The 13,301-nt window shown below is 48.8% G+C and carries 9 protein-coding genes; all 9 read right to left on the minus strand.

From position 1 onward, the window contains the following. Positions 1 to 7: 7 nt before the first annotated feature. The gene (locus ACAN55_RS02355; protein WP_379127495.1) at positions 8 to 1,423 is read right to left on the minus strand and encodes an aspartate ammonia-lyase; all 1,416 of its coding nucleotides are present in this window, start codon (positions 1,421 to 1,423) and stop codon (positions 8 to 10) included. Positions 1,424 to 1,433: 10 nt separating this feature from the next. After that, on the minus strand, positions 1,434 to 2,633 hold the full coding sequence (hydF, locus tag ACAN55_RS02360) for a [FeFe] hydrogenase H-cluster maturation GTPase HydF (RefSeq protein ID WP_379127498.1): 1,200 nt from the start codon (positions 2,631 to 2,633) through the stop codon (positions 1,434 to 1,436). Between the two features lie 21 nt (positions 2,634 to 2,654). Continuing rightward, positions 2,655 to 4,079, minus strand: coding sequence for a [FeFe] hydrogenase H-cluster radical SAM maturase HydG (gene hydG / locus ACAN55_RS02365; protein WP_379127501.1), 1,425 nt, complete (start codon positions 4,077 to 4,079; stop codon positions 2,655 to 2,657). Between the two features lie 79 nt (positions 4,080 to 4,158). Beyond that, a complete protein-coding gene (locus ACAN55_RS02370; RefSeq protein WP_379127503.1) occupies positions 4,159 to 5,895 on the minus strand; it encodes an NADH-dependent [FeFe] hydrogenase, group A6 in 1,737 nt (578 codons plus the stop codon). 17 nt (positions 5,896 to 5,912) lie between these two features. Continuing rightward, positions 5,913 to 7,790, minus strand: a complete 1,878-nt coding sequence (gene nuoF, locus ACAN55_RS02375; protein WP_489685757.1) for an NADH-quinone oxidoreductase subunit NuoF — start codon at positions 7,788 to 7,790, stop codon at positions 5,913 to 5,915. A gap of 42 nt (positions 7,791 to 7,832) precedes the next feature. Further along, positions 7,833 to 8,333 (minus strand): NADH-quinone oxidoreductase subunit NuoE, encoded by a 501-nt coding sequence (gene nuoE, locus ACAN55_RS02380; protein ID WP_379127505.1) that lies wholly within the window; start codon positions 8,331 to 8,333, stop codon positions 7,833 to 7,835. A 292-nt stretch (positions 8,334 to 8,625) separates the two neighbouring features. After that, the gene (locus ACAN55_RS02385) at positions 8,626 to 10,917 is read right to left on the minus strand and encodes a thiamine pyrophosphate-dependent enzyme (RefSeq protein WP_379127507.1); all 2,292 of its coding nucleotides are present in this window, start codon (positions 10,915 to 10,917) and stop codon (positions 8,626 to 8,628) included. A 22-nt stretch (positions 10,918 to 10,939) separates the two neighbouring features. Continuing rightward, positions 10,940 to 11,932, minus strand: coding sequence for a 2-oxoacid:acceptor oxidoreductase family protein (locus ACAN55_RS02390; RefSeq protein ID WP_379127510.1), 993 nt, complete (start codon positions 11,930 to 11,932; stop codon positions 10,940 to 10,942). A gap of 104 nt (positions 11,933 to 12,036) precedes the next feature. Continuing rightward, a complete protein-coding gene (gene hydE / locus ACAN55_RS02395) occupies positions 12,037 to 13,098 on the minus strand; it encodes a [FeFe] hydrogenase H-cluster radical SAM maturase HydE (protein ID WP_379127513.1) in 1,062 nt (353 codons plus the stop codon). Between the last annotated feature and the right edge of the window lie 203 nt (positions 13,099 to 13,301).

Genomic DNA, 13,301 nt, shown 5'->3' on the forward strand with positions numbered 1-13,301 from the left:
TCTGTTCTTACCCCCCGGGTACGCCCGGTTTGGTCACTTGTTGAAGACTCAGAATGGTATCGATCTGAGCTTCCGGGAGAGTCTGATGTTCCAGCAACACCTGGCGGACGGTTTTGTTTTCTTTTCTTGCCAGCTTAGCAACCTCTGCGCTCTGCTCGTAACCGATATGGCTGACTAATGCGGTTGCCAGAACGGTAGAGTTCTCTACCCCTTCGAGACAACGTTCCTTATTCATACGAATACCGCGCACACACCGTTCTTCGAACAAACGGGTAGCGTTCGTTAATATCTCCAAGGATTCGAGTAGGGCATCAGCAATGAGCGGCATAAAAGCATTTAGCTCCAGTTGTCCGCCTGCGGCTGCCATCGTGACCGCTGAATCATTGGCAATAACGCGCATCGCGACAAGTCCTGCCATCTCAGCGATCACCGGATTCACTTTCCCCGGCATAATGGAAGAGCCCGCCTGAACTCCAGGAAGTTCAAGCTCCCCGAAGCCTCCAGCCGGCCCACTCGCCAGAAGCCTCAGGTCGTTTGAAATTTTCATAAGCGTTACAGAGGCGGCCTTCAGCAGTCCCGATACTTCAACGAATACATCCATATTCTGCGTCAGGTCCATGGGGTACTCGCTCCGTGCCAGTCCATAGCCAGTTAACTCCTGTAATAGATCCGTGATGTAAAATGTATATTTTACCGGTGCATTCATTCCTGTTCCAATGGCTGTTCCGCCAATATTAATCTCCCGCAGCCGTTCCTCTACTTTATACAGCCGCCAGCGGTCTCTAGCTACAGCTTTGGCATAAGCCCCGAAGCCCTGCCCTGCCGTCATCGGCAGAGCATCCATGAGCTCCGTGCGGCCGAGCTTAAGCACATCCGCGAATTCATGTTCTTTCTCTTGAAGAGCTTCTTGCAGGGAGGCAAAAGCTTGACTGAGTGACCGAACGAGTCCGATGGCAGCAATCCGGAGTGCAGTTGGATAGACATCGTTAGTTGACTGGCAGCAGTTCACATGATCCAGAGGATGAACGAGTGAATAATCTCCCCGCTTTCCACCCAGACGTTCAATCGCATGATTGGCGATAACTTCATTCACATTCATATGAGTCGAAGTGCCGGCACCTCCCTGCATCGCATCTACAGGAAACTGCTCCATATGATCCCCTACCAGAAGTTCATCACACGCTTGCACGATAGATTGCGCAACTTCAACCGGGTAGGTTCTCAGTTTCAGATGAGCTAGTGCTGCTGCCTTCTTCACCGTAATCATGCTTCGGATCAAATGAGGATTCGCTGCCCTGCCGCTTACAGGGAAATTCGCCATAGCACGCGCGGTATGGATCCCATAATAAGCATCTGCCGGTATATCGAGTATGCCTAGCGAATCCTGTTCTCTGCGGGTCGATTTCTTAGTCTCCTCCAACATATGAACAGTCTCACACCTCTACTTGCAGAGCTTCGAGCACACGCGGAAGAATCCCTTGGAAATAGGCAAATGCGATACCGTAATTCGTAATCGGCACACCTTGTTCGCCCGATCTCATCAGTCGCATCATCAGCTGCTTGCGGTTAAAGATACAGCCTCCACAATGCACAATTAATTTATATTCAGAGATATTATCAGGGAAGTCCGGCCCTACACTCGTTGTGATCTTCAGACCTCCGCCAGCGATTTCCTGAAGTTTGGCATTGACCAGCACACGATCGATCTCTCCGTTATGCGGATGATGAATGCAAGCTTCAGATAAAAGCACTTTGTCTCCCGGCTTCAGATTCGGAATGACGCTTGCACCTGCCACAAATGTATCCAAATCTCCTTTGAACCGAGCCATCAGGATAGCAAAAGTGGTCAGCTTCACATCCGCCGGAATGATCTCATTCACACTGTCAAACACCTGCGAATCGGTGATCACAAGATCCGGTGCGCTTTTTAAATGCATAAGCAGGGATGGCAGCTCAGCTTCCGTAACAGACAACGCCATAACATGATGATCAAGCAGATCACGTAATATTTGCTGCTGTGAGGCAACCAGACGGTATTTCGGAGCGGGTATTCGTTCAGGCATAACCATTACGACTAGATCTCCAGGATGGACCAGATCGCCTACGATGCTGCTGCGTTCAAATTCCGCCGGAGCGAAGACACGAATGGCATGACGCAACCCGCCAAAGTTGACATTTTTCTTCGAGCTGACTTTGACGATGGGGATATTCAGTTCTGTTTTTAATGAATCGATATCGACATAGTGATCGTCAGTTTTGGAGATGACTCCAATGACGGGAATATTCCGTTTGGCAAGCTCGAGGAACCATTCTTTTTCCATTTGATAGTTTGTGGACTCATCCGAGAAGATCAGAATCCCCAGATCGGTAAGATCCATAACCTCTCTGGTCTTTGGAGCCCGGAAGATCCCTGACTCGGTATCATCGTCAATTCCCGCTGTGTCCACAATAATAACGGGACCTACCCTATCCATTTCAAAAGATTGAAAGATGGGCTCAGTTGTTGTCCCTGGCTGATCGCTGACTACTAATGTTGCCTGTCCGGTAAGTGCGTTGATCAGACTGGATTTACCGGAATTTCTTTTGCCAAAAACAGCAATGTGCATCTTGTTCGATTGGGGTGTAGTCTGCATCACAATTCCCTCCTTAGAATCTTAGAAACGCAAGTCCCGTTCACCATTCTCAATGCGCTGCAACCGGTTAATCGTTGCTTTGCGAGCAGCTTCCTTCGGAATATCCTCAAGACCTTTACGAATGATTTCTTCCCCCAGCACCCGGGTTTCTTCGTCTGCATAATCAAGTAAATATTCTTTAAACGTTAGTAGTGAGTTCGGCTGACACACATTATGAATCTGCCCAGATTTGGCGAGCCTCATAAATCGATCACCCGTTCGCCCTTCCCGGTAACAGGCCGTACAATAGCTGGGAACATATCCATCCTGGCAGAGCCCACGGATAATCTCCTGCGGAGAGCGATGATCGCTTACTTCGAATTGAGGTTTCTCTTTCGACTGGCTTGCAGTCCCCTGCTTGGCTTCCATATATCCGCCGACACCGGTACTTGATCCTGCGCTTACTTGCGAAATACCAAGCTTGATCACCTCGTCCCGAAATGACGGTTCTTCTCGGGTGGACAGGATCATTCCGGCATAAGGCACAGCCAAGCGCAGTACGGCAACAAGCTTCTTGAAGTCTTCATCTTTCACCAGATGCGGATATGTCTCCAAATTCACACCAACTGCTTCACGCAACCTTGGAACAGAAACGGTATGAGGTCCCACCCCGAATCTCACTTCCAAGTGTTCTGCGTGCATTAACATCGCAATGGTATCGTACTTGTGGTCATATAAACCGTAGAGTACACCTACCCCCACATCATCGATCCCGCCCATTTGTGCTCGGTCCATAGCAGTGGTATGCCAATCGTAATCACGTTTGGGCCCTTGAATATGCATGGCCGAATACGTGGGTCTGTGATAGGTTTCCTGGAACAAAATATAGGTTCCTATCTCTGCATCCCTAAGTTTCTTGTAGTCATCAATGGTAGTAGCTGCAATGTTGATATTTACTCGGCGGATACTGCCATTGTCCACTTTAACGGAGTAGATCGTCCGGATACAATCGACCACATAGTCAATGTCACAGTTCACCGGATCTTCTCCTGCTTCTACGACTAACCGTTTATGGCCTAATTCCTGAAGCACCCGAACCTCATCCGCAAGCTCTTCCATGCTGAGCTTCCGCCGGAGAAAGTCGGTATTGGTATGTTTATAGCCACAGTATTCACAATTATTAACACAATGATTACTGATGTATAGGGGAGCGAATAATACAATGCGATTGCCATAGATTTTCTCTTTAATCACCTTGGCTGACTTATAAATATCATCAAGCACATCGGAATCCGTAACCTCGAGAAGAACCGCTGCCTCCCGGTGGGTAAGACCCTTGCACTCTCTTGCCTTCTCTAAGATAGATAAGACATATCCATAGTCGGAAGCCTTCACTTTAGCTTCTTCCAGACTTAATAAGATTTCCTCATCATCAATAAAATCTGCCGCTTCCCAATCCTTGCGCAATTTCCTCAACCTCCTACAACTTTTGTGAGCTTTCGCATCACTGAACTGCTTCGGACTAAACTACTTCGGAAGCTTAAGCTTAGAACCGGGAACGCTTCGCATAATGAGTATGCAGCAGTTCGTGAGCAAGATGACTGTTCGGCGCTCCCAAGTATTCTTCATAAAGCGCTTTGATGTATGGATTGTGATGCGACTTGCGAATGGTCTGTGCCTCATCTTCGGTGTAGATAGCCTTCGCACGTTCGGCTTTAATATTAATCCGCTCGGAGGTTCTCGCATCCACAATCGGCTGTCCTCCGCCTGTTATACAACCGCCTGCGCAAGCCATAACTTCAATGAATTCATAACTCTTCTCACCGCGTTCCATCGCGTCCATCAGCTTGCGGGCATTTCCAAGACCATGAACAACAGCCGTGCGGATCTTCTGGCCATTCGGTAGCTCGATAAGATTTTCCTTAATCCCTTCCATTCCCCGGACTGCGGTGTATTCGATGGTATCAAGCTCTTTGCCTGAGACGATTTCGAAGACTGTGCGAAGTGCCGCTTCAGCAACGCCACCCGTAGCCCCGAAAATAACGGCTGCACCTGATCCTTCACCGAACGGATTATCGAATGCTTCACCCTTCAGGTTTACAAAATCGATACCCGCTTCTTTGATCATCGCTGCGAGCTCACGAGTCGTTAGTACCCAATCAACATCCTGCATTCCTTCATTCGATAGCTCGTCACGCGCTCCTTCAAACTTCTTCGCGGTACATGGCATGATCGAGACCACCACAATATTCTTTGGATCGATTCCTGTCTTTTTGGCAAAAAAGGATTTAATCATTGCGCCTTCCATCTCATGTGGTGATTTACAAGTGGACAAGTTACCCAGCCGATCCGGGAAGTTATGTTCCATAAATTTCACCCAACCTGGGCAGCAAGAGGTCATCAGCGGAAGATTCTGTCCACTTGTGACGCGGGAGAGGAGCTCAGTTCCTTCTTCCATAATCGTCAGGTCCGCACCAAAGTTGGTATCAAACACTTTATCGAAGCCAAGTTTCCGTAGGGCAGTGACCATTTTCCCGGTAACACGGGTTCCAACGGGCATACCGAATTCCTCACCAAGCGCTACCCGTACAGCAGGTGCTGTCTGGACCACTACATATTTGCTCGGATTCGCCAGATCGCTCCATACATCATTGATGTTCTCATGCTCTGTAAGTGCACCTACAGGACAAGCCATAATACACTGGCCGCAATTGACGCATGTAGATTCCGAAAGCGGACGGCCGAAGGCAGTTGAGATCACCGTATCAAAACCACGTTTAGCGAAGCTGATCGCGTTAACGGTCTGCAGTGTTCCACAAGCTCCGACACAGCGTCCGCAGAGGATACATTTGGATGCATCCCGGTAGATGGATGGCGAAGTATAGTCTTTTTCTTGGCTGGATTTTTCTCCAACATAACTCACTTTTCGGATATTGAGGTCACTTGATACGGTCTGCAGCTCACAGCCGCCGCTCCGCAAACAGCTTAGACATTCCCGGTCGTGATCGGAGAGTAGAAGCTCGACGGACGTTCTGCGGGCATCACGGACTTTTTTGGTATTTGTCTGAATCTTCATGCCTTCTTCCGCTTTCAGGGTACAGGAAGCAATCAGTCTCGGGCCAACCTCAACCACACATACCCGGCAGCTGGAAGAGTGGTTGATCCCTTTCAAATAACACAAGGAAGGTATATGAATATTAAGATCACGGGCCGCTTCAAGTACCGTTGTACCTTTGGCGACTTCGGTTTCGATCCCATCGATCGTAAGTTTAATCGTATCCAACTTCATCACTCCTATCGTCAGACTATCGCTACGGCTTTGAACTTACATACATCGAAGCAGACGCCGCACTTGATACAAGCGGCCTTATCGATGATATAGGGTTCCTTGACCTTGCCGGCTATTGCATTGCTTGGGCATTTCCTTGCACAAAGACTGCAGCCACGGCATAACTCCGCATCGATCTCATAAGAAATCAGCGACTTGCAGACCCCCGCCGGGCATTTCTTGTCGACAATATGGGCCATATATTCTTCCCGGAAATATTTAATGGTCGACAATACCGGGTTTGGAGCCGTTTGACCTAACGCACACAGCGATGCATTCTTGATCTGAACAGAGAGGTCTTCAAGCTTGTGAATATCTTCAAGAGTCCCTTTCCCCTCCGTAATCTTATCCAGTAATTCAAGCAGACGTTTGGTGCCAATCCGGCAAGGTGTACATTTTCCGCAGGACTCATCGCGTGTGAAATCCAGATAGAACCGGGCAACGTCCACCATACAGGTATCTTCATCCATAATGATCATCCCGCCGGAGCCCATCATCGAACCAAGACTGGTCAGTGTATCAAAATCGATCGTGCAGTCCAGATGCTCTTCCGTCAGGCAGCCGCCGGAAGGTCCGCCGGTTTGTACAGCTTTGAATTTTTTACCGCCCGGAATCCCGCCGCCAATTTCAAAAATGACTTCCCGTAGAGTGATGCCCATAGGAACCTCGACTAGACCGGTATTCACAACCTTGCCGCCCAATGCGAAAACTTTCGTTCCTTTGGATTTCTCGGTGCCGATACTGGCATACCACTGCGAGCCGTTTAGTATAATCTGGGCAATGTTGGCGAGTGTCTCTACGTTGTTGATGATTGTCGGGTGATTCCATAGTCCTTCGACAGCAGGGAACGGCGGTTTAGGAGTTGGCATCCCTCTGTGGCCTTCAATGGAGTGCATTAATGCGGTTTCTTCCCCGCAGACAAAAGCTCCAGCTCCGAGACGGACATCAATGTTAAATTTAAAGCCGGTACCAAGAATATTGTCACCAAGCAGTCCATACGTCCGGGCTTGGTCAAGCGCTTTCACAAAACGCTGAACGGCAATGGGATATTCCGCCCGCACATAGATGAAGCCCTGGTTAGAACCGATTGCGTAGCCGGCAATGGCCATCGCTTCGATAACGGAGTGAGGATTGCCTTCCAGGATTGAGCGGTCCATAAATGCTCCCGGATCCCCTTCATCTGCATTACAAATGACAATTTTCTGTTCCTTGTCCTGCTTCGCGGCAAATTCCCATTTCAGACCCGTATTAAATCCGCCGCCACCACGGCCCCTTAGGCCGGATTGCTTCACCGTCTCGACAACTTCCTGACGGCTCATGGTCATGAGCACTTTACCAAGCGCTTTGTAGCCGTCACTTGCGATATATTCATCGATATTTTCCGGATCGATAGTTCCGCAGTTGCGCAGAGCAATACGGACTTGTTTTTTATAAAAATCCGTTTCCTCAAAGTTCAGAATTGCCCCGTCCTGCTTGGTTTTTTCGTAGATTTTCTTCTCATATGGTTTCCCGTTCAGCAGATGCTGTTCAACCAGATCGGGAATATCCTTGACCTCCACACGGCTGTAAAAGATACCCTCGGGGTAGACGATAACGACCGGACCGAGCTCGCAGAGCCCGAAGCAGCCTGTGCGAACGACTTCCACCTGATCCTGAATACCATGATTGGCAATTTCATCATTCAAAGCGGCGATGATCTTATTGGAATCCGAAGAAGTACATCCTGTACCGCCGCACACCATTACAGATCTGAACTGAATGGAGTCAGCAGATTCTCCGGTAATTTGCCGGTTGTCCAGGCGACCCTTTGTTAACGTTTTGATTGCATCAAGATCCGTTAAAAGCTTCATGCTAAGACCTCCCGTATCAAATGCGCATCCAGCGCAGAATAATCATTTGTATTCGTTGAGTATTTTCGGCACATTGTTGGGAACCAGGCGTCCATGAACTTTCTCGCCTATCGTAAGGACAGGTGCAAGGCCGCATGCTCCCAGACACCGGGTGGCTTCAAGGGTAAACTTGTTATCTTCTGTTGTTCCTTGAACAGGGACTTTCAGTTCCGTACTCAGCCGGTCAAGCACCGCTTGTGCCCCTTTGATGTAACAAGCCGTTCCCATACAGACATGAATGACATTCTCGCCTTTGGGCGTGAGCGAGAAGAAATGATAAAAGGACGCTACGCCATAGATTTCACTCATAGGCAGGTTAAGCTCAGCGGATACAATCTTCAGCACTTCCTCTGGCAGAAAGCCGTATATATCCTGTACTTCATGAAGAACAGGGATGAGTGCGCCTTTGATCATCTTGAACTGCTGGATCGCGGACTTTACCTTTTCCAATTTCTCATCGGCTTCCGCTACGTTTCCGCAGCTGCCGGTTAGTTGCTGTTCCATTTAAAATGCTCCCTTCACGTAAAGTGAGAAAAACGTTGCTAACTGGCGATAAATCCAACATCTTTTGGAGAAATCCGGATATACTGTATTGAGAATGATTTTCAATTGAAGCAGGTAGTCGGAAACCGTAACTTCGAAAAATGTTGGACCTTCGGCCGCTGTTCTTTTTGGATTTCTTTGATTGTGCTTCCGATGCGAGCTTTCCTAAGGAAAGCTTTCGGGCGGACCCTTACGCTCCTACGGTTCCAACTTTCTCTCCGTTGCTGATCTCCTATCAGAAAGGGGTAGAGAGTTAGAGCAGTGAGTTCTCATGTCTGAGCTTCAGCCGGCTCCAGCGGCGCTCGATTTCGGCTTCGAAGTTATGCAGAAGCTCTTCATCCTTCAGAAGATGTTTGGTTTTGCCCATTCCCTTCAGCCACTCAATGACAGCGATGCGCTTCCCTTTCTCCTCCGGATTGTAAGTAATATTGGTGATACCTTGTTCGATTTCATACAACGGGAAGAAACAGGAATCCACCGCTGCTTTCACAAGGTCATTGCCTTTGTCATCAGGGGTCTTCCAGTTCAGCGGACATGCGCAGAGAATTTTACCGTAGGCTGTACCGACGTTGTTCGCATACCACTGTGCTTTGGCCGCTTTTTGCAGCAGGTCCTGCGGATTGCTTTCAGCTCCTGTGAATACATAAGGAATATTACAAGCAGCAAGAATCTGCGCCGTATCTTTGTGGTGACCCTTTTTGCCTTTTTGGGCTTTGCCGACACCGGAGGTGCTGGTCATGTGACCCATAGGTGTGGAATAAGACAATTGCGAACCAGTATTCATGTATCCCTCATTGTCGTATTCAAGAATAATCATTTTATGATTGCGGAGTGCTGCTCCTACAGTTGCCCCCATGCCGATGTCCATCCCGCCGTCACCGGATACCATCACGAAGGTTACATCATCGGATACCTGAACTTCGCCACGCCGTTTCAGTTCATAGAAGGCATCCACCATTCCGGCTAAAGTAGCTGCACCGTTCTGGAACAGGTTGTGTACAAAAGTTTGTTTATGGGATGAGTACGGATAGCTCGCGGTTACTACGTACGCACAGCCGGTTTGGAACAGGACCACCATATCGCCTTCAATTCCCTTGAAGAACAGCTCCAGTGCAGAGAGAGCGCCGCAGCCTGGGCAAGCACCATGACCAGGAGCCAAGCGATGCGGCTTCACCGTCAATTGCCGAAGAGGCGGAAGCTTCACTTTCAGCAAGCCGGTATCTTCATTCTGGGTCACTTGGATCAGACCTGATTTGAAAGCATTACCATGAAGCGGTTCGATCACAGGTGTAAGAGCATCCTTCTCTTCGCCAGGATAGTACCCGTAGTAGTCAAAAGGTTTCTCTGCATAACCCTTTTCAGCCGCATCAATGGCTAATTGGAAGAAAGCTTCGGCATCGTTCGCATAGAAGTCTTTACCGCCCAGCCCGAAGATACGAGAGAGGATAATGGTCTTGTTCTCTGGGTCTACTTGGAGCGCAGAACGAATCTCATGGGTCAGATTGCCGCCCTCAGCGCCATAGGAATCTGCACGCTCGCCTACCAGCAGTGCTTTGACATTCTTAAGCGCTTTGCGGAGATGTTCCGTCGGGAACGGGCGAATGATGTTTGGACGAATCAATCCCGCCTTGATCCCTTTGGCACGGAGCGCATCCACGGTATCCTTCGCGGATTCACCTGCCGAATTCAGAAGGAATACAGCTACTTCTGCATCTTCCATACGATATTGATCAAGAACCTTGTATTCCCGTCCTGACAAAAGTGCATATTCTTTGGCTACTTCTTCATACACATCGCCCGCTTTGTGCAAGGCTTCTGACAGCTGGTAGTGGTTATTCAGCAGATCGTCGCCGCCCATATGCGCACCGATTGTAACCGGGCGGGAAGGATCGGATACATTCGGATAGTCATGGTTTGGATTCGGGCCTACAAAATTGCGGACCACTTCATCGTTCTTGAAATATTGCACTTTGCGTTTTTGGTGGGAAGTGAAGAAGCCGTCATAGGCGACGATTACAGGTAGACGAACCTCCGAATGTTCAGCGATCTTCAGTGCCATAATGTTCATGTCATATACCGCTTGAGGTGTGTGCGCAGTCAAGATTACCCAGCCAGTATTTAGCCCGTAATAGAGGTCGGAGTGATCACCGCGAATATCTAGCGGTCCGCTGACTGCGCGGGTTACGAGGTTAAGAACCATCGGGAATCGTGTTCCGGATTGGGTCGGCAGCTGCTCCAGCATATACAGGAATCCTTGTGAACTGGTAGCGTTAACTACCCGTGCACCCGCCATAGCTGCGCCGTAACAGATCCCCGCAGAACCGTGCTCACCGTCCGCCGCAATCAGTTGAATATCATGCTGACCGCGCGCTTTCATTTGATCTAGATATTGAGCGACTTCCGTCGAAGGTGTGATTGGAAAATACCCCATGATGTGATAGTTAATCTGTGCGGCTGCTGTTGCCGCCATTTCATTGCCGGATTCGAAGTGAGTGACTTGCTCCGCGGGTACTGCTTCTTTTAATTGATCTTCTCGAACTGACATTGGTTAAATCCTCCCCCTCGATTTACTTGAACACTTGAGCAACTCTATTCTGTTCGGCATATCCAACTTCTTCCCGGCGGGTGGTTAAGGCATCTGTCGGGCAGACGTCGATGCATTTCAGGCAGCCTTTACAATACTGATAATCGATACCGCGCAAGAACTGCTGCATCCGGCCGCGCTTATCTTCAGCCGATTCCCAGACGAAGCAATAATCAGGACATACATTGTCGCACGCCGCACAGTTGATACATTTCTCGGTATTGAATTCCGGAATGAGTCCTGCACGGGAACCGCTGAGATTCTTCAGAATACTGTTAGCTTGAGCCGTGATTACACCGCCAGGCAGTTGTGTTTGATATCCAAGAAGTGAATGAGCCCGCTGAAAAGGCTTTGCTACGGTACCTTCCGGCACATCGTAGGTTTTAAATTTCACTTCGTTATAACCGCGGTCAAAAGTACGGATATTCGGTTCAACCAGATGCGGATACTTCTTCTCAAAGGTTCTGCGGATTACGGTACGCATCGCTTCCGGATCCAGGAAGTCACAAATGCGGAACATCGCGCCAAGCATGGAGGTGTTGACCTTGGTCTTCTCTTCAACGGCAATTCCCATGGCATCTACCAGTGCAATCGTCCCGAACTCCAGCTTAAGGTCTTCCCGTACTTCATCGAAGTCGCGGGTTGTATTCACCAGGACAACACCATCCGGCTGCATTCCGCTGGCGACGTTAACTGTCTTATATAAGGCTTCATGAAAAACAGCAATCAAATGCGGTTCTTCGATTGGACTGTGATCCCTGATATCAACCTCTGGATCGCAGAATCGCACAAAAGCTTTGACAGGTGTTCCCTTTTTCTCGGAACCATAAGACGAGAAGTTCGCAGCATTGAAGCCAAGCTCGATGGCACCTGTCTCGGCAAGCATTTTACCCGCCAGATTAGCACCCAGCCCGCCGATGGATTCAAGGCGGATTTCGTAGAAGCCAAGTGCATTTTTTTTCGGTAAAGTAGACATCTGGTTTCCTCCTTAGATGGTTTCAAGCTATCATACGTGAAAACATTCACTTAGATGATTGAATAAATAAATTAAATGGTATATTTTCTGTAGCCCGGTGTTTTTTAGTGGTCGGTCTCTCTTTTACCATCAAAGCTGCAGTGATCCCCACGGCTGAGCTCGACCCTATAACCTGAACTAAGAATTCTCATTTCTATGCAGCTCCTGCAATGTGCAGACTCGTCACCCATACAAATCTTGTTCTCGTACAGGGCATACTTCCGCCTAACCGTAAGCGGGGACAAAATAGGCATGACTACATTGGCTCCTGCCGAAAGCGCCTTCTCCCTCCCGACCGGATCTAAAGTACCCATAGCCGTGGTGGCTGGCATTAATGCATCCGGAACGAGCAATCTGGCCATAGCAACCATGATAAGCGTGTCCGCTACGGTTCCACCGCTACAATCTTTAAGAGGTGTTGCGCTATGGGGGATGAAGGGTCCAATGCCGATCATTTCCGGGTGCAGCTCTTTCAGAAATATCAGATCCTCTGCAAGATGCTCATAGGTCTGACCAGGCAGTCCAACCATGAATCCCGCACCGACCTGATACCCAATCTCTTTAAGGGTTCGCAGGCAGTTCACGCGGTTATCAAAAGACATGCCGGGATGCAATGTTTCATAAAGCGAACGTGAGGCTGTCTCATGCCGCAGTAAGTAGCGGTCTGCTCCTGCATCATATAACGCACGATAAAAGGCTTCGCTCCGTTCTCCGATGGACAAGGTAATGGCCGCATCTGGGAATCGGACCTTCATACTCATGACAATGTGGCGCATCCGTTCTTCCGTAAAGTGAAAATCTTCTCCACTCTGCAGCACGAATGAACGATAACCTAGCTGATATCCTTCTTCCGCACAGTCCAGTATCTCTTCTTCTGTTAATCGGTACCGCTCCACATTAGAGTTGGATCTACGCAGACCGCAATACAGGCAATCCTGTTTGCAAAAGTTTGAGAACTCAATCAAACCGCGAAAGTAAACGCTATCACTATAGTATTTCTTGCGCGTAACATCCGCCAAACGAAATAACCGCTTCCTGAATTCGGGAGTCAGATTGTGGAGGAAATAGACTATTTCTTCTTGGGTTAGCTCATTCTGCTCATATAATTTATTGAGCAACATCTCCATCGCTAAGATTCCTCCATCCCATGATGTCAGTAAGAAGTTCAAGCTTTAGTGAATACTCTAGAATATGCTATGCCGCTCCCTTACATGACGATATTCCATTCGGATTAAATACTTTTAAGAGAATCGAGTAGGAGGGGGCGGCGAGCCCCCGACCTCTCACACCACCGTACGTACCGTTCGGTATACGGCGGTTCATGGAATAT

It is taken from the genome of Paenibacillus oryziterrae (assembly GCF_042610485.1).
GTDB lineage: Bacteria > Bacillota > Bacilli > Paenibacillales > Paenibacillaceae > Paenibacillus_AQ.

Excerpts from the sequence above, each read along its gene's own strand:
- ACAN55_RS02390 (WP_379127510.1), bottom strand. The coding sequence starts at position 11,932 with ATGTCTACTTTACCGAAAAAAAATGCACTTGGCTTCTACGAAATCCGC.
- ACAN55_RS02355 (WP_379127495.1), bottom strand. The coding sequence starts at position 1,423 with ATGTTGGAGGAGACTAAGAAATCGACCCGCAGAGAACAGGATTCGCTA.
- ACAN55_RS02385 (WP_379127507.1), bottom strand. The coding sequence starts at position 10,917 with ATGTCAGTTCGAGAAGATCAATTAAAAGAAGCAGTACCCGCGGAGCAA.
- nuoF (WP_489685757.1), bottom strand. The coding sequence starts at position 7,790 with ATGAAGCTTTTAACGGATCTTGATGCAATCAAAACGTTAACAAAGGGT.
- nuoE (WP_379127505.1), bottom strand. The coding sequence starts at position 8,333 with ATGGAACAGCAACTAACCGGCAGCTGCGGAAACGTAGCGGAAGCCGAT.
- hydF (WP_379127498.1), bottom strand. The coding sequence starts at position 2,633 with ATGCAGACTACACCCCAATCGAACAAGATGCACATTGCTGTTTTTGGC.
- hydE (WP_379127513.1), bottom strand. The coding sequence starts at position 13,098 with ATGGAGATGTTGCTCAATAAATTATATGAGCAGAATGAGCTAACCCAA.